Here is a 24,381-nt window from a genome sequence, read left to right on the forward strand (position 1 = left end):
ACCGTTAAGAATGCCATATGAAGCAAATTACTCATACCAACCTTGTAGGCCCATCAGCCGAGCATAGTTCTATCAATCAGACGACGCATGATAATGCACTCGCAGCTGATAGCTTTGCAAGTCATGCTAAAGGTAAAACAGGGCTTTACCGCATTATAAAAGCTACTGGCTATTCAATGGACGGCTTTAAGGCCGCATATAAATTTGAAGCGGCTTTTAGACAAGTTGTGTGGCTCAATCTTGTACTGCTAGCTGCTGTCATCGTTATGCCTTTTGCGCTTGGTATAAAAATGATGCTGGTCGTCGCTTCTTTTTTATCTTTGATTGTCGAGCTGCTCAATACAGGAATTGAAGCCTGTGTTGACCATACTTCAACCGCCAAACACCCGCTCGCAAAAATCGCAAAAGATGTCGGCTCTGCTGCACAGTTTTTGTCTTTATGTTTGTTACTGATCTTATGGGTAATGGCATTGTCTGTTCTATTTTATTAAAGCATGACAAGCACTCGCATATCAGCGCAAGGCATTGCTAGCACTATCTTAAGTAAACAATAAAACGAAAATCGTATTAGGATCTCTCAACATCTCACGTACGTTATTAGGTGTAGTCATGACTTCAAAAAAAAACGCAATGACTTGGGACTGGCTAAAACTACTGTGCGTCACCATCATGGCCACCTTGGTTTTTGAGCATAGCCAATTAGACGTACGTATCAGTGAGCTTTTTTATAACAATGGACACTGGCTACTCGAAAAAGGTGCGCAGCCTTATGCATTTATTTTTTATGATTTGCCCAAAGCATTATTGATTCTATTGGCTGTCTACCTCATAGCGGTTTTAATCATCAAGTACAGACAGTCAAGGCTTAATGCTACTGCCCTAAACTGCAATAAGCTAAATCGCAGTAAGCTCAGTCATAATAAGCTTGATCAATTTATGCTTTCTTTACCTATGCGCGAGATAAGCTACCTACTGATTATATTGGCGATTGTACCTGCTACCATTGCCATGCTCAAAGGTGTCACCCATGTTAGCTGCCCAAATGACTTGGTTATTTTTAATGGGGATTTGCCCTACCTCAATCTTTGGCAAAACATCGTAGCAACAACGCCTGCCAGATGCTTCCCAGCAGCTCACGCCAGCGCAGGGTTTTCTTTATATGGATTGGCTTTTTTACCGACACTAAGAAAATACCGCTATCAAATAGTCATATCAGTAACTATTTTGGGCTGGACAATGGGACTGTATAAGATGCTATTTGGCGATCACTTCTTTAGCCATACATTGGTCTCAATGCTGCTGTCATTAACCATAGCCTGTGCGCTCGCTGCTCTATTTTTCAAACAATCAATTAAAAATAAAGCACACAGCACCAACGATGATAAAGGACATACTGGTCTGAGCTTGTCTAACATTGAGCACTCTAACATTTAAATTCAGCACTTAGGTTCAGTACTTATGCATCAGTACTTAGCTTCAATAATTAGGTATCAATACTTATGCATTAATAGTTGGAATTGACGTTCGAATATAACAGAGCCGTTCGTTATCTCTTTACTAAAATAGCACTACTAAGTATTTGAAAAAACCCTGTATAAATAATTAACAATCACTGGCTTATTGTTAAGCAAACGCACGGATAGCGCTTGTGAATAAGCTCCTCTATATCAATAGCCTGCACAGGAATGTAGCTATGCGCTTGTTGTCTATTAGGCCAAAACCTTCGCATATCTATTCTTTTTTGACCATTCCATTGCTGCTTGTAGGCGCTACAAATAGCAGTCAAGCGGCCAACTACACTATTAATCCTGCCAGCACTCACATCCGATTTGCCATCGAACGCTTTAAAAGCTCGGCCACGACTGGTGGCTTTTATAATATCAAAGGTCATTTGCAATAAGATCCAAACCTAAGTATTGGCGATATCTCATTAATCATACCGATAAACTCTTTAAATACGGGCAACCCTTCTTTTAATAATAGTTTAACGGGGCCTGAATTTTTTGATATGCAGAGGTTTCCTTCAGCGCATTTTGAATCGACAAGATGGTATTTCAATCAAGATAAAAAAAGCCCTCAGGTCACTCGGGTAGATGGACAACTGACCTTACATGGCGAGACACACCCAATTAGCCTAACCACGACTAAGTTTGATTGTTATCTAAACACGAGCATCAGAAAGGATGTTTGCGGTGGCGAGTTCACTGCTACGATTAATCGCACAAAATGGAATATCAATAAATTCGCTTAGTTCGGACTGACCAAAAACCTTGACTTAAGTATCAAGGTCGAAGCAGCCAGACTATAGTATTTTTAATGTTTCGCCATTGTCTGAATGGATACTGGTAGTGATTTTCAGAAAGCTTAAAAAGGAATTAGACATGATTCATCGGTATTATAAGAGTATTGCGAAACCGCTTTCTGCAATCATGCCAGCATTGTCATTTTCTTCGATAATAACACTGACATTGGGATTCAGCTTAGTGTCTACCGTCGTGATGGCAGGCACGGTCAGCCTGCCAATAGACACTTTGCCCAGTCGAATAACCCTACCAAATGTCAGCCCTGCTAATAGTGCGCTTGCCAATCGCGGCGCTTACATAGCACGCAGCGCCGACTGTATGGCTTGCCACCGTGATGACTATAGTGGCGGCGTACCAATTGAGACGCCCATTGGCAATATCTACTCGACCAATATTACACCGTCAACGCGCTATGGCATCGGCAACTATACTGAATCTGACTTCAAAAAGGCTTTGCAAAAAGGTCGTGCACCCAATCATCAGATTTATCCTGCGATGCCTTACCCGTCCTATCATGGCATGACAGATGAGGATATCAGTGCATTATTTGCGTACTTTCAGACCGTTGCTATCGTAGACAAACCACCTGAAAAAACCACTCATTTGCCTTTCCCGTTAAATATTCGTAGCTTGATGCTGGCATGGAATGTCATCAATGTGCCTTCTACCGAAAATCGCTCAGGACTGACGAAAACTCAGCAGCGCGGTGAATATCTGGTCAATAACTTAGAGCACTGCGGTACCTGTCATACACCGCGCAACTTAACACAAGGTCTTGATAAAGACCGCTATTTATCCGGAGCGCCACTTGGTAAATGGTTTGCACCAAATATTACGCCTGACAACGATACGGGTATCGGCCTTTGGAGCGAAATGGATATCGTGACTTACCTGCGTACAGGCACGCTTGATAAGCGTGCTTATGCGGGCGGCCCGATGGCAGAAGCCGTGGCGCATAGTACGCGTTATCTCACTGATGAAGACCTGATAGCGATGGCTGACTATTTAAAAGTCGTTCCAGCCATTAAGACCGATGATTATTTGATACCTGTCAATGTCTCTCGCCTACCGCAACCAGTCAGTAACTCGATTACTTACGACTTACTTGAGCAAAAAGACTATTTGGCGCGTGCCAAAACCAATACTGTCAGCAGTGCCAACAATAGCGGTCTGAACAGCAACACGCCAAAAGAGTTGTATCTGACACATTGCGCCAGCTGTCATGGCATCGATGGTTACGCCCAGCCCGATGCCCGCTATGCATCCATCGTTGGCCTCAGTAGCATTCGCCGCGTAAAACCTGATGCACTCATTGGCGTCATTGCATTTGGGGCAAAAGGGGCATTTAACACAGCACCAAAAATGCCTGGTTTTTCAGAAGACTTAAGTCCTGCGCAGATTGCTAATATTACTAACTACGTACGAGTCACCTTTGGTGGTCTATCTAACAGCGATGTCAGCGCGGCGGATGTCACGCGTGTGATAAAAGAAAAAAGCTAACCATAAAACTAACTATAAAAAATACGCTCTAATCTTCGCTTTTATAATAATGTAAAGACTCAGCACGATAAGGATAGTCCTATGAATGACCTGCTCCAATCTCCTACGCGGCGACAACTGCTCTCAATGATAGGCAAGACGGCAGGCGCGACCGCGATGTATCAAGCGATGACCACGTTGGGGTTTGCATCCGAGTCAAGCTTTAACGAAGAAATGAACCTCAAAGGCGCACCGGCTGGCGCTAGTATCGTGATATTGGGTGCAGGATTAGGTGGTCTAACTGCCGCCTATGAGCTGCGCAAAGCAGGCTACAAAATGACCGTGCTTGAGTACCAAAATCGTGGCGGCGGACGTAGCTGGACACTCAACAGCGGTGACAAATATACAGAGCTGGGCGGTGCTGAGGTCACGTGCGACTTTGAAAAAGGCAATTATTTTAATGGCGGGCCATGGCGACTGCCCATTCATCACTACGCGGTCTTTCATTACTGCAAAAAGTTCGGTGTGGCATTGCAGCCCTTTATCCAAAACAATGATCGCGCTTATCTACACCGTACCAATCACTTCAATGGTGCGCCGCAGCGTTTGGGTGAGGTGCAAAACGATATCCGCGGTTACGTGTCAGAGTTATTGTCCAAAGCCGTCAATAAGGGCAGTCTAGATAGTACGGTCAATAAAGAAGACAAAGAAAAACTACTCGAAGGTCTCAAGGGCTGGGGCGTGTTAGATACCAACTATCGTTATGTCAAAAGCCATGAGACTGGTAAGCATCGCGGCTATAGTGTATATCCCGGTGGTGGTCTTATGCCAGATGCCAAGCCATCAACCCCCATACCGATGAACAAATTATTAGACTCAGGTATGTGGTCGGATATTTATAGCAACTATACCGTGCATGTGCATCAACCAACGATGTTTCAGCCTGTCGGTGGTATGGGGGAAATCGGTGATGCGTTCACACGTGAATGTCGAGATATGATTACCTTCAATGCCAAAGTCACCAAGATCAATCAAGACGAAACTGGCGTAACCGTTGACTATGTCGATAGTAATAGCCCTGACGGTGCAGCCAAAATAGTGCGCGCAGATTGGTGTATTTGCACTATCCCCTTGTCCATACTGACTCAAATTGACATCAACGTCTCCGCGCCAATGAAACAAGCGATGGCAGCCGTTCCTTATGATAGCTCTTACAAAGTGGGTTTGGAGTTTAAACGACGGTTTTGGGAAGAGGATGAATGGATCTATGGCGGCATCACCTATACTGATCTGCCGATCACCCAAATCTCCTATCCGTCACAGGATATGTTTAGCTCAGGCTCAGGTGTGCTACTTGGTGCTTATGGATTTGGCGAGACTTCGTACAAATTTAACTCATTGACACCCAAAGAACGTATCAACGCGGCGCTCGCCTATGGCAAACAGATTCATCCACAATATACAAAGGAGTTCCGCGCTGGCACATCCGTCGCATGGCACCGTATCCCTTGGTCACTTGGCTGTTATGGTATCTGGAGCGAGTCCAGCCGTGAGCAGTACTATGAGACACTCTGCGAAATTGACCACCGTATCGTACTGGCAGGTGAGCACTGTTCGCACATTCCTGCGTGGCAAGAGGGCGCGATATTATCCGGTATGGATGCTGCCAAACGCTTGCATCAAAAGGCCAAAAAGCTTGGATAGCAGTGTCTTTTTAATAAGCTTTTGGATAACCAGTCTGGCGTTGAAGCAAGGATGATAACAATGAGACTAGGCATATTAGGAATAATCATGAATATGGTGACAGTAAACCCATTTAAATCGTCTAGCTCGCTCAGCTCGAGTAAGGCAATAATGATGCTCATGATTGGCGGGTCAATCGCATTAACAACGTTGTCAGGCTGTAGTCAATATAAGGCAAAAAACGCAGCCACTATCGCCAGCCCGCAAACAGCGCCCATGCTATTTGGCAACAGTTTTGACAATCAGGCCAGTCGCAATCAAGGTGCATGGGGCGGCGTATATATGTCCAAAGCAGAATTGGCTGAACCCACCAGCAACATTGTCGATGTACGCTCAATACCAAAAATGAGCGATGATGCTAGCATGCAGCAGTGGCTCACTAAATTTGAAGGCAGCATACAAGGTAAAACTGGGTTCTTTACGATCAATGGCAAAAAGCTCTACGATGACTCTTGTGCAGGTTGTCATATGCAAAAAGGTGAAGGCGCGCAAGGCACAGGCTACTATCCACCACTGGCAAATAATAGCAAGATGCAATCGAAGTACTATATTATTAGTGTCGTTATCAATGGCCTGCGCGGTATGCCATCGTTCCACCGTATGATGAATGACGAGCAAATAGCAGCTGTCACACAATACGTGCATAGCGATCTAAATAGCTTCACTGATACAGTAACTACTGCTAATGTCGCACAGCTACGCCATGACTTCCCACCAGGATCAGACCCTAGTGAGTAAGTAAAATACACTATAAGCTAGCTACCTTACAAAGTATTCGAACTCTTATGCCTAGCTTTAACTACGCTTAGGCGGCACTGAATATGTGCCGACTACATGAGCCACCACATCATCAGACCCTTCCGAATAAAGAGATACCTCACCTACTATCAACGTACGTCCCACTTTCAATAAAGTACACTCGGCGATAATACGAGAGTCCGCTGATGGCTTACGCAAAAAATTGATGGTCAAACTCGTCGTCACCGTTAATGGGACTATACCGATTCTTCCGAGTATCGCGACATAAATAGCCACATCAGCGACGGCCATCATGACAGGGCCCGAGACTGTGCCACCGGGACGCAACTCATTTATGCCAATCTCGTGCGATAAGGTCGCACCATTTTCATTGACCGCCTCAACGACGCATTTGGTTTGTGGAAACTCCAATGCCATAAAGGCGCTGATTTCTTCTTTGGTTGCAGACATAAGGCTTCCTTGAATTGAACTGTCCATGTTGATTCGATTAATACATTTATACGATCATTACTAGTTGGCAAAATCGAAACTATTTTTACCTATGTTACGATGCTCTTTTAATACTCTGAACTACGTACCGACTATACATATATCAATGTATCACGGGCGTGCCTTCTGTACTAAAGGCAAATCCCTTATTGCTAAAGTTACCGATCATGACCGCTTCTATCACTGGTCTGACGGTTTCATCCACACCTTCGACTTCGATGATAAAGTTGGCACCAGAACCGCCTTTATCCTCTTCTTTTTCGACGATATAGTTAAGCGTCGCCATCGCTGGTAGCTCGATAGGCTTATCTAGATATGATTTGACCAATGCTCCATCTGTATCGTAATAATCAATTTTATTGATATACAGTGACTTTTTGAGCGTGGTGTTACGTACACTCAGCGTGGCCGATAGCAGCACTTTGCGTGCGTCTCTATCGGTATAGATATCAGAATAAATCGGTACATAAAAGGTTTGCTTGTAACCAAACTGACTGTGATCCACGTCTGAGGTAATCGCCAACTCTTTAATCGGGTCTTTTTGATGCTCAGACAGAAGAACGTTCGGGTCTTGCGCGGACTGATCACAACCTGACAGTAGTGCCATTATAGCGATCAGTAGGACAGATATACTTCGCTTATTCATAATCATTTCCCTATACCTTCTGGTATCACTGCGATGACAAGCTGCTATTTGATTTTCACACCCACACTACGTAAGAACTGATTGATGTGTTTGTTGGCACCATAGATCACCAGTACATCGCGCTCTTGCAATACTTGCTCAGGCGTCGCCAAACCTTGAATACTAGGCTTGCTCTGCGTACGACCAAAACTGTCTTCATAATACTCATAGCGCAACGTACTAAGCAATCGGATATTAAACTTTTGCTCTAACTGTAAGTCGTCAACGGTCTTACCAATCAGCACATTTGGAATCTTAATCTCTACCATGCTGAAGTTATCGCTCAATTCGAACGAATCGACAAAATAACGTAGTGACAGACGCTTGGCCCAGCGATTGGCCGCTTCTTTTTCAGGGTGAATCAAATCATCCACACCGATGGCTTGTAGGACTTTTTCATGTAGCGGATTGATACTACGGCTGATCAAACGTTTTGCTTTTAACGTCTTAAACAGCGCCGTTGCCATGACATTAGCGCCTTGATCTTCGCCAATTGCCACGATGACAATATCGGTATCAACGATTGGTAATCCGCTAACCGTATACTCGTCCGTGGCATCCATACACAACGTATGAGAAATCACTTCTTTATACGCTTCAACCCGTTGCATACTACTATCAATAGCAATCACTTCATGCCCTTGACTGGTCAATGCCGATCCTAACGATGCACCGAAATTTCCTAGCCCTACGATGATGTACTTCATAACTTAAACAACCTTTTTTAGTATTTTTTTGCTATTTATTAAGAACGACTCAGTCTGTTTACGACGGATTAGTTAATCGTAATCTCTTCAGTAGGATAGCGATAATTACGTTGACGCATATTTTTTAGCAGTGCGATAAATATCGTCAGCATACTGACGCGGCCAACAAACATAATGACCGAAACCACTATTTTACTAAAATCTGATAAGTCTGCTGTCAGGTTTAAACTTAGCCCCACCGTGCTATACGCTGAAAAGCACTCAAATACCACTTTAATCAAATCAAGCTCTGGCTGATCATAACTGATGAGTGTCACGCCCGTACCGATGACCAGTAGCGACAGCCACATAATAGAAAATGCGCGGCGAACTGAAATCTCCGCAATCTCTCGTTTAAACACCTCTATCTTGGTCTGTCCACGAGCTAGGCTCAATGTATTCAATAACGCAATCGCAAAGGTACTGGTCTTGATACCCCCACCTGTCGAGTTTGGCGAAGCACCAATCCACATTAGAAATATCGTCAGCATCACCGTTGGAAACGTAAGCTCACCCATATCAATCACATTGAATCCTGCCGTACGCGGGGTAGCCGCAGTAAAAAACCCTGTTACTAGCTTACCGAGGAAACTGGTATGGTCAGCGAGCACATTATTGTATTCAAATATCATCACCCCAATCAGACCGACCAACAGTAATGCGCCTGTGGTAATCAAAGTAATACGACTATTGATATTAAGTAACCAAGGCTGATAAATATAGCGTTGGTCATGGCGATTGATCAGCCGCTGAGCACGATAACGTAAATACCTAAGCACATTGACCACAATAGTAAAACCCATACCACCGAAGATAAATGTCATCGCCAGAATCAGCTGTAGCGAATAATTAAAACGTAGCGAATCATCGTACAAGCCAGCACTAAATGTCGAAAATCCAGCATTACAAAAAGCAGAAATCGCATGAAAGACTGAAAAGAATAGCTGCTCAGACCAATCCATATTGGGTATGTCATAAATACTGATATAAATCAGCGCAGCCGCTACCGCCTCGACCGCAAACGTGACGTATAAGATAGACTTAAGTGTCGACACCACATCACCCATACCGCGCATGTAAGACATCTCGCTGATGCTGGCTTGTGTCTCATAACTGACACCGCCCTTAAAGAAATAACTAAAATAGGTCACAAAGGTCAAAATACCCAAACCGCCAATTTGTATCAGCCCCATAATAATAACTTGTCCAAAAGTCGTAAAATAGGTGGCAGTGTCCACTACGATAAGCCCCGTCACACAAACCGCACTGGTCGCGGTAAAAAGCGCATCAACAAAAGACAGTGGTTGCGTCGTCGCATTGGGCATCATCAATAGCAAGGCACCAACCAGCACCACGACTAAAAAGCTTAGAATAAAAAACTGGGCAGGATGTAGAAAGGTACGATTGAGATTAAAATTGTGATCGGAGAGTTCGCGGACGAAGGTGACAAACACCGCTATCTTTATCGCGACAAAGCCATCAACGGCAGCAGATAGGCCCGAACGTACTAAGTCCGTAAAATGCGCGGTCAATAAAATGATAATGGCAATGCTGGTCAGTGCGTCAAAGACGGCGACTTTATTAAGCGTTAATGGCTTTTTGGTATAGATGTAACGCCCAGCGGTCACCATAAAACTGAGAAAAATAATGACCAAATAGAAAATATGGAATACTTGCTGGAGCCACGTCGGTAGTGTAAAACCACTATCTAACAAGGCAATCGCTACCCCGATGACACTAATAAGAATCGTAAAATTGTTTAATAACCGATAACGCGTGGCTGCATTCATAGCCTGAGTCCATGACAACGATAACCACGATACTTATACTCCTTTTTTGTCGTATCCACAAAAAGTGATTTAAGTTAATCGTAACCAATTATTGAGTCATAGCAGCTATTGATAAGCTAGATACTGACAACCAGAGCGAGATAAAAAGTGCGCATTAGGCAGTAACGGTTTTAATAACTCTATAGTTTAATGCTATCGCTTATACACATTTATTAAACTTCTTCTTTTACTTTTGCTATTTTTACGCCGCCCCATGTCACCAATGCCACACCAATAGCAATTAAGGTCGCACCTAAAAATAAACCTTCTGGTGGACTCTCCCCTTGCAAAAAAATAGCGATGGGCACGCCCACAATGGCTCCTACTGCGCCTAGTAAGCTTAGCAACACGGGTCCACCTGTCTTTTGCAATAGAAATAACAGTAAAAACTGTCCAGCGAATACGCATGCTTGTGTAGCTATCATGCTTAGCGGCAACCAATTCTCTAAAGGTACAGCAATAGAAAAGTCTGACATCATACCAAACAAACCTAGCAGCAGCGCTGTCGCAATCAACATACCTGGAGCGAGTGCACCAGAAGACGCATTATCAGGCCAGCGTAATGTCCGATATATATTACCAATAGCAAGTAGCACTGGGCCACAAAGCGCGATTAAAATCCAAAATACACTAGAATCTGGCGCAAAGAATTTATGCACGGCTAATGCCCCTGCTCCAATGAGTGCCGCGATGACCCCAAGCGCACGGACAATATAAAATTGCTCTATACGTAGTAACAGCGCACCAAGATAAGTTAGCAGTGGCGGCAATGAGAGGATTAAGGCGACGAAACCTGCGCCCACATGAGGAATGGCAGAAAATAACAGTAAGTTGGCGGCCGCGACACTGACCAGCGCCGCGACAAAGTAATACTCTAAGCTGCGCGCATTAAGAGGAGGGAGTTCTTTTCTGATGAGCGCTACCATCAGTAAGATAACAGCAGCGCCAGTAATCGACCAAAACAAAAACCCTAATGGGGTCAGACCGACATCGATAGCGTACTTTGCCACATTGGTCGAGATACCAGTGAGTGCCCCACCTGCCAGCATACAAACAAAAGGCACCAACCAAGTAGTTTTGTGAATACTGGTTTGTTTGAGCGAGTCATTCATCGACTATCCTATTGGATGACGAAATTTCTTAATCATGTTAGATGGCCTTTAAAATAACTTATAACAGCACCCTAATAGCTACTGGCAAAAAATATCAGCAGGTAAGCTTTGTACAGCGACGGTTGCTGCATCAATTGCTCCAGCGACATAGCCAGGGAACTGCGCCGACCACTCACTACCACAACCTGTTAGACAGTCTTGCCACACGCCTGTTTTTGGCTTGGATGGCGGAGCTACTGCATGCTGACCGTTGCCGCTAGCATCAGCGGGCATCGCTGTTAATGGGTCTGTTGCCCAGTCTTTAAGATATTCAGCTTTCGGAGTACTTGCCTGCGCACCAAATAGTCGCACCAACTGGGCACGGCAATGTTCTTTTAGCACCGTATCAGAGACGCTCCGACGTACTTGAGCAGGAACGCCAAAGAAACCAAACAATGCCCCATCGTTCTCTAATGTCGAGGCATCATGTATCTCAGTAAGCGGCCCTATTGCACTGCGCGCAGCACCCGAGAGACTAGCATCTCGCCAAAATGGTGATTCATAAATAGCGACGTATTTGGCATGGGGAGCCATCCAAGTGTCGGTCTCTTGCCACTCTATCGCTAAATCTTGCGGTAAAGTAGGTTCAAATACGATATTACTAACCGCCAACCGCGGTGGTAGCGCAAGTAATACATGCTGCGCTTGATAAGTGATTATTTGACCAGCGTTGATATGTTCAGAGCCATACTCGCTGTCTATTTTAATATGCTGACCAGTCTTGGTTAAGCGCCTTACTGTCTGTCCCGTTAAGATACGCTTGACATCCAAGCGAGCATATAAAGCATTAATTAGCGCCGTCATTCCACCCACGAGGCGCATAGATGGTGGCGAGCTCTGATAACCTTGCGTACGGATAGGCAACTCACTGGGGCCACGTTCAACCATCATATCGCCTTCTTCGAACTGGGCGAAACGTGGTAAACCTAATGCCTCGATAAGACTGCTCAACTGCGACTGATACTCTGGCCAAAACCACGACGGCCCTAAATCAAAGCCATCGTTTGATTTTTCATGATCGCCACTTTGATCGCTAACATTCTGACCCACTGATGATTTGGCAACAGTGATACGCCCGCCCAATCTATCACGAGCCTCTATCAGTATATAATCAATGCCTTTTTGTTCTAATAAGAAGGCAGCATACAATCCACTTAATCCACCACCGACGATCACCACTGGTACGTTTTGCATATCAAATACGTCCTATCTCATCAAGTACATTTAATCAGGACTACTCGATCAAAATTGTTCGAGTGAAACTACTCACCCAACAACTTAGTCAGCATCTCATCAATCTCAACCTTAAACTCTTTGTCTTCAATTTTATTGGCTGTGACTTTAGCATTTTGTAGGCTTTGGATAGCGGCTTCTTTTTCGCCTGTCTCAAGCTGTAGCACCGCCATAGAAAAAGCAATCGATGACATATGATCTTTTGAGTTAATGGCAGTAGCCTTGGCCAGTGCTTTGTCATAAATCACCAGTGCTGCGTCCAAATCTTCTGTGAAATCAGCAAGCGTTTCCCATTGTTCTGGGTGGTCTTTGTCAGTGCCTTCATTGTCGGTACAAATGGCGTTTAGTTCAGCATATAACGAATCAAATTTTTCTTGATTGCCTCTGCGATCCGCTTCTAACAATTCTTCGGCTAAGGTGTAAATGGCTTTATATATTTTGGTATTAATCATTGTTTACAACCTTTTATTGACTATATCGTGTGTGGTTAGGATTATAACGTAATTCTAGGGCGTGTCCTCATTTTAAAAATGGTGATAAAAATGAGATAAACTGCAGTCAAACAAGGAAAGTAGCGCAGATAATATCGGGATATTAACCAGCTATTTAACGATGTTTGGCAAAATTTAGCCATTTTTAGCCCGTTTAGATATGATCAATTGAATTGAGGACACGCCCTAGCGGCTCAGATGATTGCTACAGAGAAGAACACAATATTTATGTGGCTGTTATTAAGATTACTATGAACCTTATTAAGGTTGCTATTCATACTATAGTCGATTCAATTTAAAAGCAGCACAAGGCAACCGAGCGCAAGTTATACATTAGTATGCTTAGCGAGGATGACGATGATGTAGCGGATTTATATAGACTTGACTATATTAGGGTTACAACTCGCGCCAGTGCAACCACAGTCGCGTATCCAGCTCAAATTGATGATATTCAGGCTCCATGTGGCAGCATAATTGATAAAACGCTTTGTTATGCTCATGCTCTTTGAAATGGGCAAGCTCATGCACCACTATCATGCGCAAAAACTCTGGCGGCGCGTCTTTAAATAGGCTGGCTACCGTGATGCTATTGTGCGATTTCAGCTTACTGCCCTGTACGCGCGATTGCGTCGTATGGATACCTAGGGCATGTTTTAAAACTTTCAATTTACTGCTATAGCTGACATTTGATAGCTGACCAATCTTACGCATGTATTGGGTTTTTATCTCATTGATATACTGATAGAGCGCTTTGTCGCTTTGGATTTGATGCTGAGTTGGGTATTTTTTTTCCAGATACTCGCCCAACCTACCATCACTGATAAGCTGAGCAGCTTGAGTTTGAATCTGTTCTGAGTAATGCGCTATGTACTTTAATTTGGTCACAAATGTATCCTTTGCTAATACGTTGCAGCGTATCAGTCGATCAATTTAATCTTAATGAATTTTACCTTATATTTGCGGCGCTTGTTTGCCACTTATTTGGGATATATCTTCAACTTAAATGACAGTTATTTATAAATAGTTAGTCATAAAAAAACCCATAAGCTGCGTTCAACTTATGGGGATATTTTTACTGATAGTTTTACTTAAAAAGTTTGCCTGATTAACGCTCTAAATGCAGATACTGCAAGTGACGTTCGTACTGATTTAGGATATCAACCAATACCTGCTCTTTTGAGTAGCCAACCAAGTCATACTCCTGCGAGCCTTCACTTAAGAAAACTTCCGCACGGTAGTAGTACTCTGCGTGCTTGGTAGATGTGCTCAATGTAAAGTTAGGACGATGAGCTTTAATCAAATTGACTTCATAAATAAAGTCATCTTCATCGCCGTGACCGACACGCAGTTTTAGACCGTCTACCTGACCACTATCTTGGTCCATGCCTGCATCGATACCTTCACCGATACTGGCAAGGTTTTTGGTATCTAACGAGGTTTTGAGACCACCTGCTTTAAATTCTTTTTCGACCTCAGACATCGCTGGCATCACGACCGTATGCAAGAATTTTTCAACCTGTGCATGTCCTGGGAAACTCACAATACGTTGCAAGCGCGCTTTCCAGCTCTTCCCACTGTCCAACACATTTGCCGTGCCGATTGTACTAGCTTTACGCTTGTTGCCTTCTTCTTTTAGCGACTTCCACATAGACATCATGTAGAGCACAAGAATAATAGAGAATGGCAAACCTGCAATAACAGAAACAGATTGCAATGAGGCAAAGCCACCTGCAAATAACAGTCCTAACGTAATAAGACCAGTCGCTGCTGCCCAAAACAGACGTAACCAAACAGGAGCATCGGTATCATTGGTCATACCTCTTGAGCTCAGGTTCGCTAGTACTAACGCGCCTGAGTCAGCAGAAGTCACAAAGAAAATAAGACCAATAACCACACCAGCAAATGACAATACCTCACTGTAAGGGAAGTACTCAAACAGCGCAAACATGCCCATTGCCGCATCATTGACCGCGATTTCGCCAAGCTCTGTTGCGCCATTGGCAACCAAATCTATCGCTGAATTACCAAAGATAGAGAACCATGCGAAGATAAAACCAAGCGGAATAAACATCACACCAAATACAAACTCACGTAGAGTACGGCCACGGCTAATACGCGCGATAAACAGACCGACAAACGGTGCCCAAGCAACCCACCATGCCCAGAAAAATATCGTCCACCAAGATTTCCACTCGGCACCAGCAGCACCGTCATAAGCATAAACGTCAAAGGTTTTATAAATGATGGTTTGGAAATATTGACCGATATTTTGAGTAAAGGTATTTAATAGATACACCGTATTGCCCATTACCAATATGGCAAGCAACAAGAGTATTGACGACAGCATGTTGAATTCAGATAGACGACGAACGCCTTTTTCGACACCTGTCATCGCAGAGATAGCAGCAGCCGCGACAACACCTACGATGATGAGCGCCTGAACCGTTTTGCTAGATTCGATACCGAACACATGGGTCAAGCCAGCATTGGCCTGCAATACCCCAATACCTAAACTGGTTGCAATACCCATCAACGTACAGACGACACCGAAGGTATCAATACCATCGCCTAACCAACCTTTGATTAAACGTTCACCAAATATCGGTGTCAACGGCGAGCGTAACGCGAGTGGCATGTTTTTGCGATAAGCAAAGTAAGCCAGCGCCATACCGATTAGTGCATAAATACCCCACCCGTGTAGACCCCAATGCAAGAAAGTCTGAGCAAGTGCTTCGCGCATGGCCTCAGCACTAGCAGGCTCTAAGCCTGTATGCGGGGTCAAATAATGCATCAAAGGCTCAGAGGCACCAAAGAACAACAGGTCAATACCAATACCCGCTGAGAACAGCATGGCCGCCCACGCTAAAAACGGAAATTGTGCTTTTTCGTGGTCTTGACCAAGCTTTATATCACCGTACTTAGAAAAACCAACAAACAACGCAAAAATACTATAAGCGGCAACCACCAACATATAATACCAGCCAAACTTGTCTGATACCCAAGTCATGCTTGCGCTCAACAAGGCCTCACTATAATTTGGAAAAACGATGGTCCAGATTATCAATAAAATAGAAATAATAGCTGAGCCCATAAACACGGTTTTGTTTAGGGTCAGAGGTTTCGTCACATCTTGTGATGGCGAACTGTACATAAAAGACCTCAATATATAAATTAAACAGGGTCCGATATTGCTTTGTCCGGCATCGTCTAATAGTAGACTGATGATCTATAACCGTATACGTAGAACCAATCGCATGACGGACAAAGCAGTACCAATAAATAAAAAGCTAATAAAATTATAAACAAATTCAACCTGAACGGTATTCATTATTCTAATACGTTAGCGCTGATAGAAAAGGCCTCTACTTGGAAAGGCCTTTTGGTTAAAATTTTCTCATATCGTTATTTATTCAGTAACCTGTATGCAGGCTTATATCGCAGCCTACACCGTCGAGAGATAATCGCGCATTGGCTCTGAGCGCAGCGGTGCACCATTGGCCACATAATAATCTGCCGTTGAACGTGGCAGCTGTACGCCTCTCATCTTGTCGACGATTTTTTCGGCCAACATAATAGTTGTAGCATTGAGATTACCACTAATAATGTTTGGCATGATAGACGCATCGACGACTCGCAAGCCATCAATACCATGTACCAGACCTTCGCCGTTTACCACCGAATCATTATCTTCACCCATCGCACAAGTACAAGATGGATGATAAGCCGTCTCACTATGATTGCGTACGTATTCATCTAACTGGGCGTCGGTGACCAAATCATCGGTCGGTGCAATCGCGCGACCACGATAAGGGTCAAGCGCTGGCTGATGCATGATCTCACGCGTGATACGCATTGCAGCACGGAACTCTTGCCAGTCTTGATCATGCGACATGTAGTTAAATAAGATACTTGGATGTGCTTTCGGATCACGTGATTTTAGCTTGACGCGGCCACGGCTCGGTGAGCGCAGTGAGCCGACGTGTGCTTGGAAGCTGTGTGATTTCACAGCACTGCGGCCATCGTAGCGTACGGCTAGTGGCAAGAAATGATACTGAATATTTGGATGGGTAAACTTCTCATCCGTACGGATGAACCCGCCACCTTCGAATTGGTTAGACGCACCAAGACCTGTGCCATTGAACAACCATTCCGCACCAATCGCAGGCTTATTCCACCATTTATTGGCAGGCGCAATTGACACTGGCAGTTTGCATTCATACTGCATATATAGCTCTAGATGGTCTTGTAAGTTATTACCGACACCTGGCAGATCCAATATTTCAGTCACGCCAGCATCTTTTAACCACTGACCAGGACCGATACCTGAACGCTGTAGCAGTTGTGGTGAGGCAATCGCACCAGATGAGACAATCACTTCACGAGCGGCATGGAAATTTTTGGTCTGGCCTTCGTGTTCGACTTTGACACCGACAGCGCGCTTGCCGTCAAATAAAATTACGTCAGTCAATGCACCTGTCAAAATCGTAATGTTGCTACGCGGTTTGGCACGGTCAAGATAGCCGCGAGCCGTTGATGCACGGCGACCGTTAGGCGTCACGAATCGATCCATCGGACCAAAACCTTCTTGCTGATAGCCGTTTAGATCTTCGGTACATGGATAACCCGCTTGCACGCCCGCCTCAATCATAGCTTGGAACAGTGGATTAACCCCTGGCTTTGAGGTGGTCATTTCAACAGGACCGCCCACGCCATGATAGTCATTTTCGCCAGCGTCACAGTTTTCTAGCTTTTTGAAGTACGGTAAGCAATCCGAATACGTCCAGTCTGACAGGCCTTTTATTTTAGACCAATCATCAAAATCTAGCGCATTACCACGGATGTAGCACATACCGTTAATCAATGATGAGCCACCTAGCCCTTTGCCACGACCGCAGTCCATGACACGGTTATTCATATATGGCTCAGGATCTGTCTTATAACCCCAGTTATAAGTCGTCCCTTGTAGCGGCATGGCAAGCGCAGCTGGCATTTGGGTACGGAAGTCAAAACGATAATCTGGACGACCTGCTTCTAACAGCAATACCTTAATATTGGCATCTTCGGTCAGACGCGTAGCCAGCACATTTCCTGCTGAGCCTGCCCCAACAATAATATAGTCATACTCAGGTGTGGTTGATGTCATAACATACTCCATAATATTGAAAAAACATACATCGTTTAAGGTCAGTAAGGTCTACTAAAAAGGCTAAATTAAAGCTAATAAGAAACCTTACTGGCTTCGTTTTTCTCAATAAGATTGATTAAAAGACAGATTCAAACGCACCCAACTCTACTTGGATAGATTTGGTCTGAGTATAGTGTTCGAGCGCTTCGATACCGTTTTCGCGGCCGATACCAGAATGCTTATAGCCGCCTACTGGCATTTGTGCTGCCGACTCGCCCCACGTATTCAACCAGCAGATGCCAGCTTCGATCTGAGCGATGACACGATGCGCGCGTTTTAAATCTGCAGTCACAACCCCAGCTGCCAAGCCGTAATCGGTATCATTGGCACGGCGAATAACTTCTTCTTCGGTCTCGTAAGTCAATATCGACATCACTGGGCCAAAGATTTCTTCGCGTACGATAGTCATATCATCCGTGCAATCAGTGAATACTGTCGGTGCGACAAATGCGCCGTTGGCAAGCTCATTCGTTGTAACGCGCTCGCCACCTGTTAGCAGACGTGCGCCGCCTTTTTTACCTTGCTCGATATAGCCAAGCACACGCTCCATGTGCGGGAAGCTAACCAGTGGACCCATATTGATGTTCTCATCCATAGGGTCGCCTAGCTTAATACGCTCAACACAAGTTAAGATCGCTTGCTCAAACTTAGCTTGTAACGCTTTAGGGATGAATACGCGTGTGCCATTGGTACATACCTGACCCGTACTGTAGAAGTTGGCCATCATAGCGATGTCAGCAGCGGTATCGATATCTGCGTCATCAAATATGATTAAAGGTGATTTACCACCAAGCTCTAAAGTTACGTCTTTTAGAGATGAGCTTGCTGCATTCGACATGACTTTTTTACCAGTCGGTACGCCACCCGTGAACGATACTTTTGCGATATCTGGGTGATCGGTTAGCGCTTGACCCACTTCATAGTTACCTTGTACGACGTTAAACACACCATCTGGCAATCCAGCTTCGGTCAATATTTCTGCCAGTTTTAGTGCCGTCAATGGCGTCACTTCTGATGGTTTAAAAATCATCGCATTACCAGCAGCCAGTGCAGGTGCCGCTTTCCACATCGCGATTTGAATAGGATAGTTCCACGCGCCAATACCTGCGACCACGCCAAGAGGCTCGCGGCGAGTATAGACAAAGCTAGTATCACGCAATGGAATCTGACGTCCTTCAATCATCGGTGCCAGACCTGCATAGTATTCAACGACGTCAGCACCAGTAACGATATCGACGTACTTAGTTTCAGAGTAAGCTTTACCTGTGTCTTTGGTCTCAAGTAGTGCCAATACATCATTGCGATCGCGCAATATCTCAACAGCCTTTGATAAAATGCGACCACGCTCGACCGCTGTCATCGCCGCCCAAACTTTTTGACCTTTATGTGCGGCTTTTACGGCCTCGTCAATTTGCTCATTGCTGGTTTGCTGAATCGTTGCCAATACTTCACCAGTGGCTGGATTGATATCTTCAAAAGTCGTTAGCGATTCATCAACCGCTAGATAGCGACCGTTGATATAAGCTGTTTGTACTTGGTCTAAATCGATAATATCTGTCAAATTATTAATATCAGTCATAAATTCTCCTCAGGACGATTGGCAAAATCAGCTATAAATAGGCTCTTACCATATAATGTCGTCGTTAGTTAAGTTTCGAAATTTAGTCTTTAAGAAATTTAGTCTTTAAATAGTGAAATAAAAATTATTTTATAAAACAGCGTCATTTTATGAATCAAAGTCTTGTTGCGTCATTTTTATCAGGCGATCACGTAATGACTGTTTGTCTGCGATATCGATACCTGAAAAGTCTGAGAGCCAAATACCGTCAGCGACAAGGCGAACCATACATAATGTCTCGGTATTATCCGTTGCTGCATGTTTTTTGAGTTGCTCGTTCGCCCACTTAGCCCACAACTCACGCAGCTCACTATCACCTAGCATCAGCACATATAAGGTCGCTTGGTTATCGTACTCTTCCTGCCCTTGCTCGCCGAGACTGATGGTGGCGTCTATGTAAGCGCGGGTAAATGAACCGTACTTAACAGGATCGTCAGCCATTGCTGCGTTTACTTCTGCCTCAAACTTAGCCATTGCATCATTGAAGACTTCTAGCACGAGTGCGTTTTTGGTAGAAAAATGATGCATCACACCACCCTTTGTCACCCCAACCGCATCAGCGACCGCCTGAAAAGTCACTTTAGATAAGCCCTGCTCCAATGTGATACGTGCTGCTTGATCTAACAACGCACGACGAATGACTTCTGGCTGTTTTTTACGCTTATAAGCATTTTCCATATCAATGCACCACAGAATTAGACAATAAGTTCATCACAACAACACCGCCGACGATCATCGCGATACCGACCACTGCTGCTGTATCAAGATTTTGCTTGAATAGCACCACACCAACGAGTGATGTCAGTACGATTCCGAGTCCGCCCCACAGCGCGTACGCAATACCTAGCGGTATGGTCTTAAGCGTCTGAGCCATTAGATAAAATGAAACCGCATAGAGCGCGCCCATCATCAAAGTTGGCACCAAACGGGTGAACTGCTCTGACTTCATCAAAAAAGTAGTGCCGATCACTTCACAAATGATGGCAATGGCTAAGTAACCATAAGCAATAGTAGTAGGACTCATCTTTAGAACACCCGCCTTTGTTCAACGCATGCTATGAAAAACATAGCAAAGAAACCACATGGTCGGTATTTTATAGAACTCTACTGCCAATGTGAAGGACTGTCTTGCAACTTTATTGTGTCAAACGGTATCGCACCACCTTTATATTTAAAAATACAAGGCATCAAATCCAATTTTACTTTGCCGAATCGACGTCTGGCTCTATATTCTTATCGTTTATCCTATGTGCCATATAAAAGTTTCTAAAAATATTTTTTATTTCTAAAGCACATTTATCGTCATTTTCTACTGAGTGCTGCCTTGAAATAGCCTATCTGATAAGGGATTGGCGTTAATTTTCAATAATTGCGATAATATTTATAATTAAACGCATAATAAGGTTGACAGCCTGTAGTGACTTGGCTAAAATGTGCCCCACATAACGCAAACAAGCTAATTAACTGCTTTAATATAAAGCATCAATAACTTACTGTTATGACCAGCTATTCTCCAATAGCTCAGTTGGTAGAGCAACGGACTGTTAATCCGTGTGTCCCTGGTTCGAGCCCAGGTTGGAGAGCCATATACTAAAAACCTTCATCATAATTTGATGGAGGTTTTTTTATTGCTGTGTCTTTTATATTTACTTCTAATAATATTAGCACGGCTGTGGTGTTCTTTTAGACATTTTTGTTGTATGGTAAGATTAGTTTTGATTGGGTTCGTTTTTGTTTGAGTGCTTCGCTCTTACTCACTAAAAGTAATGGTTTATTATGATACCTGTACGTATAAAAAATAAGTTTTCTGATCATCCGCAAAAGATCATGCGCCCGATTAGTATTCGTTTGTCTGAAGAAATGATTGGTCTATTAGAAACGACGTCATCAGACTTGGGCTTTAAGCGCATTCAAGGGCTGATTCGTCTTTATATTCGTCAGGGCTTAGATCGTGACCATCAGGATTATACGCTTGCCCATGATGAAGTATTCATCGAAACGCTACGTAAGCGCGGCGTTAGCCAACATATTATTGATGAAGCGATTGTAGTAACGCATAATAACAACATCACTCATCCGCTATCTGAGCTGCAAGACAACGATTAAACAATTAATAGTAACGCTGCTAGATAATATTAAAATAAAATAGACCAAGTTTGCTAACGCGAGCTTGGTCTTTTTTGTGGCTGTTATAAAAGTTAAAGCATTACTGATCTTTCTCTAACTCTCCTCTTGTTACGCCCTTCTTGCATCTGATTTATAGTAAACATGTTTTTAAGTACTCCGATATATTTGCGACTGTAGTTAGCCATAATTAAACACAACAGATGTTTAAACAAGGTATATTAAGGATATAGTCGTGACTATTTATAGGGTTTTAACATAATAAAGATCTGCAAGGAGGGGTACGATGACGGGCTTACATCAGCGTTTCAACAAAACTTTGTTTTCAACCATGACGGTAGCAATGCTAGTGATTGCAACTGGCTGCTCATCGCCGCAGACTGATCCAAGTAAAACAACCATACCGACAGATTCTGACCAATGGCAAAAAAAGTTAGGGCAAACTTTTGAACAGTTGTCTGAGGCCGATCAACAAGTACTCAGCAGATATATGCTGCGCATGAAATTGAGCGACGCTTATGAATCAGGAGCCATGCCGCGCACCACTATTAAGCAGGCGCTAATACAACAGCGTGAATACGAGCGTCTGCATCCAAACAACCCAACGGGCAAGAAAAGCCCAATTGTCAAAGGTCAGGCGACTAATGCTACCGCACAGATGTACCCTGTCGCCCTGCTCCCTGTGAAAACCAGTGATAGCGATAGCTTAAATCAAGTCAAAATGCAGTTTATGCTATCTAATCATGGCAAAGGCGCGATAAAAAGTTTTAAAGGGACGCTGACCATGAAGGATGCCAACCTGACAAAGGGCAAAAACTTTAATGTGCCATTGACAGCCTTTGATCCACCTATCGCACCAGAGCAGTCTGGCAAGATCATTATTGAAAGCAGCATTGAGGATATCAATGTCATGCGCGCTATCAAAAATGCTAGTGGCATCACTATCGAGATTAATAAAGGTACGCTTACCTTAGCAGACGAACAGACAATCGAATTTGAAAACTCACTGGTGAAGTAGCTGTATAACTTACTATTGAGGTTTTTATAGAAGTAGAAGGTATTATTTAATACTTTTATCGATACCATAAAAAAAAGCCCCAATCATTGCTGATTGGGGCTTTTTCGAATTTGGCGGAGACGGAGAGATTCGAACTCTCGAAGGGCTATTAACCCTTGTCGGTTTTCAAGACCGGTGCATTCAACCGCTCTGCCACGTCTCCATTGGTGCATCATTATATAGATATCATTTTATAATGCAAGCCCCTAAACTAAAAAAATTCAATTAATTTTCGAATACTTGTAAATTGATGCATTATCGCTTGCTTGAGGCCAGATGTAAGCACATATCGAGCAGCCTATTGGCATAGCCCCATTCATTATCGTACCATGCAAAAACCTTATATTGACCGCCTACTTGCATAAGTTGTTGCCCATCAATGATAAGCGACTCAGTCTGATGGATAAAATCACTAGATACCAATGGCTCATCGGTATAAGCCATGATGTCATGCAGATGCGCCTGACTGGCAGATTTGAGTACTTCTCGAACTGTCTCGACATCGACATCTGGCGTATCAAATACAAAGGTGACATCAATCGCAGCCACGTCGATAGTGGGCACCCGTATCGAATGTCCGTTTATTTTGCCGACCATTGCTGGTAGCACCCGCTCTGTCGCAGCGATACTACTAGATGTCGTTGGAATGATATTATAGCCAGAAGCGCGCGCCCGTCTTGGATCTCGATGTGCTTGATCTAGCACTGTCTGATCAGCAGTAACTGCATGAATCTCTGTCATCATGGCGGACTGCACACCAAACGCCTTATCTAGCGTATCAATCAACGGTACCAATGCCTGCGTGGTGCAAGAAACACTAGAGATAATCGGTAGCTCAAGCGTGAGCGCATCGGTATTCACGCCCATCACGATACAGGCATCCACATCATCAAATGGCGCGGCACCGATAATTACTTGCTGCGCGCCAGCATCAATATGTAGCGTCGCCTGCTCATACGAGCGAAAATGCCCTGTACATTCTAAAACCACATCAACACCCAGCGCCTGCCAAGGTAAATTTTTGGGATCAGGCTCTGATAGCATATTGATACAGTAAGTTAGATTATTCTTAGTCAGACAGAGCTCAGTCTTGCTTGTATCACCTGACTCACTCTCTACAATTTCAGCATTTACCCCTAATCGACTGAGGCGGCCATGGGTGCTATCAAACTTTAATAAATGCAGCAAGATATCCGCTGGCGCTAAGTCATTAATTGCCACCACATGAATCGCACGGCCTAACACTTCAAAGCGCTCTAGCAAAGCGCGAAGTACATTGCGCCCTATACGACCAAAGCCATTGATAGCGACTCTAAGTGGCTGTGTATGCTCACCAGTAGTACGGAACGTCGCCGCTATCGGGTCAGAGGTCAATTGATAAGTAGCGCTCGAAAAATCAGGCATAACATTGGACATAAAGGGTATCGCTATAAATGAGGGTAAAAACTGAGCGTTATCACGTTGAGTGCGCTAATGATTGCTGAATATT

General features: G+C 44.0%; 23 protein-coding genes and 2 tRNA genes. 10 read left to right on the forward strand and 15 right to left on the reverse strand.

All coding sequences use genetic code 11. The features are described from left to right. Window positions 1-17: 17 nt before the first annotated feature. The 7 genes from ACQKCG_RS00910 to ACQKCG_RS00940 all read left to right on the forward strand — a co-directional run bounded on the left by ACQKCG_RS00910 (window position 18) and on the right by ACQKCG_RS00940 (window position 6,263). Window positions 18-491 carry a diacylglycerol kinase gene (locus tag ACQKCG_RS00910; RefSeq protein WP_101206344.1) on the forward strand — a complete coding sequence of 158 codons (474 nt, stop codon included), beginning with the start codon at window positions 18-20 and terminating at the stop codon, window positions 489-491. Between the two features lie 118 nt (window positions 492-609). Further along, window positions 610-1,434 (forward strand): PAP2 family lipid A phosphatase, encoded by an 825-nt coding sequence (locus ACQKCG_RS00915; protein WP_101206343.1) that lies wholly within the window; start codon window positions 610-612, stop codon window positions 1,432-1,434. 259 nt (window positions 1,435-1,693) lie between these two features. Further along, window positions 1,694-1,900 (forward strand): hypothetical protein, encoded by a 207-nt coding sequence (locus ACQKCG_RS00920; protein ID WP_227522985.1) that lies wholly within the window; start codon window positions 1,694-1,696, stop codon window positions 1,898-1,900. 24 nt (window positions 1,901-1,924) lie between these two features. Next, window positions 1,925-2,251: a YceI family protein gene (locus tag ACQKCG_RS00925; protein ID WP_227522994.1), complete on the forward strand. Its 327-nt coding sequence runs from the start codon at window positions 1,925-1,927 to the stop codon at window positions 2,249-2,251. Window positions 2,252-2,429: 178 nt separating this feature from the next. Then, window positions 2,430-3,803, forward strand: coding sequence for a cytochrome c (locus tag ACQKCG_RS00930; RefSeq protein WP_101206456.1), 1,374 nt, complete (start codon window positions 2,430-2,432; stop codon window positions 3,801-3,803). A gap of 81 nt (window positions 3,804-3,884) precedes the next feature. Next, window positions 3,885-5,486, forward strand: a complete 1,602-nt coding sequence (locus tag ACQKCG_RS00935; protein ID WP_101206342.1) for a flavin monoamine oxidase family protein — start codon at window positions 3,885-3,887, stop codon at window positions 5,484-5,486. Window positions 5,487-5,573: 87 nt separating this feature from the next. Then, window positions 5,574-6,263 carry a c-type cytochrome gene (locus ACQKCG_RS00940; RefSeq protein WP_404944623.1) on the forward strand — a complete coding sequence of 230 codons (690 nt, stop codon included), beginning with the start codon at window positions 5,574-5,576 and terminating at the stop codon, window positions 6,261-6,263. A gap of 57 nt (window positions 6,264-6,320) precedes the next feature. Here the strand turns inward: ACQKCG_RS00940 and ACQKCG_RS00945 are convergent, their stop codons facing one another. The 13 genes from ACQKCG_RS00945 to ACQKCG_RS01005 all read right to left on the reverse strand — a co-directional run bounded on the left by ACQKCG_RS00945 (window position 6,321) and on the right by ACQKCG_RS01005 (window position 20,735). Next, window positions 6,321-6,734: a PaaI family thioesterase gene (locus tag ACQKCG_RS00945; RefSeq protein ID WP_101206341.1), complete on the reverse strand. Its 414-nt coding sequence runs from the start codon at window positions 6,732-6,734 to the stop codon at window positions 6,321-6,323. A 142-nt stretch (window positions 6,735-6,876) separates the two neighbouring features. Beyond that, window positions 6,877-7,419, reverse strand: coding sequence for a DUF3124 domain-containing protein (locus ACQKCG_RS00950; protein WP_101206454.1), 543 nt, complete (start codon window positions 7,417-7,419; stop codon window positions 6,877-6,879). 44 nt (window positions 7,420-7,463) lie between these two features. After that, complete coding sequence (locus ACQKCG_RS00955; RefSeq protein WP_057761091.1) at window positions 7,464-8,165, reverse strand: potassium channel family protein; 702 nt, start codon at window positions 8,163-8,165, stop codon at window positions 7,464-7,466. A 68-nt stretch (window positions 8,166-8,233) separates the two neighbouring features. Continuing rightward, window positions 8,234-9,994, reverse strand: a complete 1,761-nt coding sequence (locus tag ACQKCG_RS00960) for a TrkH family potassium uptake protein (RefSeq protein WP_101206340.1) — start codon at window positions 9,992-9,994, stop codon at window positions 8,234-8,236. A gap of 212 nt (window positions 9,995-10,206) precedes the next feature. Continuing rightward, the gene (locus ACQKCG_RS00965; RefSeq protein ID WP_101206339.1) at window positions 10,207-11,145 is read right to left on the reverse strand and encodes a DMT family transporter; all 939 of its coding nucleotides are present in this window, start codon (window positions 11,143-11,145) and stop codon (window positions 10,207-10,209) included. 78 nt (window positions 11,146-11,223) lie between these two features. Continuing rightward, window positions 11,224-12,378, reverse strand: a complete 1,155-nt coding sequence (locus ACQKCG_RS00970) for a flavin monoamine oxidase family protein (protein ID WP_101206338.1) — start codon at window positions 12,376-12,378, stop codon at window positions 11,224-11,226. Window positions 12,379-12,446: 68 nt separating this feature from the next. Further along, complete coding sequence (locus ACQKCG_RS00975) at window positions 12,447-12,869, reverse strand: Replicative DNA helicase (RefSeq protein ID WP_101206337.1); 423 nt, start codon at window positions 12,867-12,869, stop codon at window positions 12,447-12,449. A gap of 435 nt (window positions 12,870-13,304) precedes the next feature. Continuing rightward, a complete protein-coding gene (locus ACQKCG_RS00980; RefSeq protein WP_101206336.1) occupies window positions 13,305-13,793 on the reverse strand; it encodes a M48 metallopeptidase family protein in 489 nt (162 codons plus the stop codon). A 220-nt stretch (window positions 13,794-14,013) separates the two neighbouring features. Continuing rightward, complete coding sequence (betT, locus tag ACQKCG_RS00985) at window positions 14,014-16,059, reverse strand: choline BCCT transporter BetT (protein WP_101206335.1); 2,046 nt, start codon at window positions 16,057-16,059, stop codon at window positions 14,014-14,016. Window positions 16,060-16,350: 291 nt separating this feature from the next. Further along, window positions 16,351-18,051, reverse strand: coding sequence for a choline dehydrogenase (betA, locus tag ACQKCG_RS00990; RefSeq protein ID WP_101206334.1), 1,701 nt, complete (start codon window positions 18,049-18,051; stop codon window positions 16,351-16,353). A 118-nt stretch (window positions 18,052-18,169) separates the two neighbouring features. Then, window positions 18,170-19,672 carry a betaine-aldehyde dehydrogenase gene (betB, locus tag ACQKCG_RS00995; RefSeq protein WP_101206333.1) on the reverse strand — a complete coding sequence of 501 codons (1,503 nt, stop codon included), beginning with the start codon at window positions 19,670-19,672 and terminating at the stop codon, window positions 18,170-18,172. A 147-nt stretch (window positions 19,673-19,819) separates the two neighbouring features. Continuing rightward, on the reverse strand, window positions 19,820-20,389 hold the full coding sequence (locus ACQKCG_RS01000) for a TetR/AcrR family transcriptional regulator (RefSeq protein WP_220456015.1): 570 nt from the start codon (window positions 20,387-20,389) through the stop codon (window positions 19,820-19,822). Window position 20,390: 1 nt separating this feature from the next. Continuing rightward, window positions 20,391-20,735 carry a DMT family transporter gene (locus ACQKCG_RS01005; protein WP_101206331.1) on the reverse strand — a complete coding sequence of 115 codons (345 nt, stop codon included), beginning with the start codon at window positions 20,733-20,735 and terminating at the stop codon, window positions 20,391-20,393. A 486-nt stretch (window positions 20,736-21,221) separates the two neighbouring features. On the opposite strand from ACQKCG_RS01005, the gene ACQKCG_RS01010 reads away from it, so the two are divergent. The 3 genes from ACQKCG_RS01010 to ACQKCG_RS01020 all read left to right on the forward strand — a co-directional run bounded on the left by ACQKCG_RS01010 (window position 21,222) and on the right by ACQKCG_RS01020 (window position 22,853). Next, window positions 21,222-21,297 (forward strand) — tRNA-Asn (locus tag ACQKCG_RS01010). Between the two features lie 190 nt (window positions 21,298-21,487). Further along, on the forward strand, window positions 21,488-21,817 hold the full coding sequence (locus ACQKCG_RS01015) for a hypothetical protein (protein ID WP_057761113.1): 330 nt from the start codon (window positions 21,488-21,490) through the stop codon (window positions 21,815-21,817). A gap of 304 nt (window positions 21,818-22,121) precedes the next feature. Then, complete coding sequence (locus tag ACQKCG_RS01020; protein WP_101206330.1) at window positions 22,122-22,853, forward strand: hypothetical protein; 732 nt, start codon at window positions 22,122-22,124, stop codon at window positions 22,851-22,853. Between the two features lie 111 nt (window positions 22,854-22,964). On the opposite strand, the gene ACQKCG_RS01025 is transcribed toward ACQKCG_RS01020, so the two are convergent. Together ACQKCG_RS01025 and ACQKCG_RS01030 are read right to left on the reverse strand one after the other, a co-directional pair. Then, window positions 22,965-23,055 (reverse strand) — tRNA-Ser (locus tag ACQKCG_RS01025). Between the two features lie 92 nt (window positions 23,056-23,147). Then, window positions 23,148-24,296, reverse strand: a complete 1,149-nt coding sequence (locus ACQKCG_RS01030; RefSeq protein ID WP_101206329.1) for a type I glyceraldehyde-3-phosphate dehydrogenase — start codon at window positions 24,294-24,296, stop codon at window positions 23,148-23,150. Window positions 24,297-24,381: the final 85 nt, after the last annotated feature.

Origin of the sequence: Psychrobacter sp. NPDC078929 (genome assembly GCF_050267985.1) — a bacterium.
GTDB lineage: Bacteria > Pseudomonadota > Gammaproteobacteria > Pseudomonadales > Moraxellaceae > Psychrobacter.

Excerpts from the sequence above, each read along its gene's own strand:
- ACQKCG_RS00910 (WP_101206344.1), top strand. The coding sequence starts at position 18 with ATGAAGCAAATTACTCATACCAACCTTGTAGGCCCATCAGCCGAGCAT.
- ACQKCG_RS00915 (WP_101206343.1), top strand. The coding sequence starts at position 610 with ATGACTTCAAAAAAAAACGCAATGACTTGGGACTGGCTAAAACTACTG.
- ACQKCG_RS00920 (WP_227522985.1), top strand. The coding sequence starts at position 1,694 with ATGCGCTTGTTGTCTATTAGGCCAAAACCTTCGCATATCTATTCTTTT.
- ACQKCG_RS00930 (WP_101206456.1), top strand. The coding sequence starts at position 2,430 with ATGCCAGCATTGTCATTTTCTTCGATAATAACACTGACATTGGGATTC.
- ACQKCG_RS00935 (WP_101206342.1), top strand. The coding sequence starts at position 3,885 with ATGAATGACCTGCTCCAATCTCCTACGCGGCGACAACTGCTCTCAATG.
- ACQKCG_RS00940 (WP_404944623.1), top strand. The coding sequence starts at position 5,574 with ATGAATATGGTGACAGTAAACCCATTTAAATCGTCTAGCTCGCTCAGC.
- ACQKCG_RS00945 (WP_101206341.1), bottom strand. The coding sequence starts at position 6,734 with ATGTCTGCAACCAAAGAAGAAATCAGCGCCTTTATGGCATTGGAGTTT.
- ACQKCG_RS00950 (WP_101206454.1), bottom strand. The coding sequence starts at position 7,419 with ATGAATAAGCGAAGTATATCTGTCCTACTGATCGCTATAATGGCACTA.
- ACQKCG_RS00955 (WP_057761091.1), bottom strand. The coding sequence starts at position 8,165 with ATGAAGTACATCATCGTAGGGCTAGGAAATTTCGGTGCATCGTTAGGA.
- ACQKCG_RS00960 (WP_101206340.1), bottom strand. The coding sequence starts at position 9,994 with ATGAATGCAGCCACGCGTTATCGGTTATTAAACAATTTTACGATTCTT.
- ACQKCG_RS00965 (WP_101206339.1), bottom strand. The coding sequence starts at position 11,145 with ATGAATGACTCGCTCAAACAAACCAGTATTCACAAAACTACTTGGTTG.
- ACQKCG_RS00970 (WP_101206338.1), bottom strand. The coding sequence starts at position 12,378 with ATGCAAAACGTACCAGTGGTGATCGTCGGTGGTGGATTAAGTGGATTG.
- ACQKCG_RS00975 (WP_101206337.1), bottom strand. The coding sequence starts at position 12,869 with ATGATTAATACCAAAATATATAAAGCCATTTACACCTTAGCCGAAGAA.
- betT (WP_101206335.1), bottom strand. The coding sequence starts at position 16,059 with ATGTACAGTTCGCCATCACAAGATGTGACGAAACCTCTGACCCTAAAC.
- betA (WP_101206334.1), bottom strand. The coding sequence starts at position 18,051 with ATGACATCAACCACACCTGAGTATGACTATATTATTGTTGGGGCAGGC.
- betB (WP_101206333.1), bottom strand. The coding sequence starts at position 19,672 with ATGACTGATATTAATAATTTGACAGATATTATCGATTTAGACCAAGTA.
- ACQKCG_RS01000 (WP_220456015.1), bottom strand. The coding sequence starts at position 20,389 with ATGGAAAATGCTTATAAGCGTAAAAAACAGCCAGAAGTCATTCGTCGT.
- ACQKCG_RS01005 (WP_101206331.1), bottom strand. The coding sequence starts at position 20,735 with ATGAGTCCTACTACTATTGCTTATGGTTACTTAGCCATTGCCATCATT.
- ACQKCG_RS01015 (WP_057761113.1), top strand. The coding sequence starts at position 21,488 with ATGATACCTGTACGTATAAAAAATAAGTTTTCTGATCATCCGCAAAAG.
- ACQKCG_RS01020 (WP_101206330.1), top strand. The coding sequence starts at position 22,122 with ATGACGGGCTTACATCAGCGTTTCAACAAAACTTTGTTTTCAACCATG.
- ACQKCG_RS01030 (WP_101206329.1), bottom strand. The coding sequence starts at position 24,296 with ATGCCTGATTTTTCGAGCGCTACTTATCAATTGACCTCTGACCCGATA.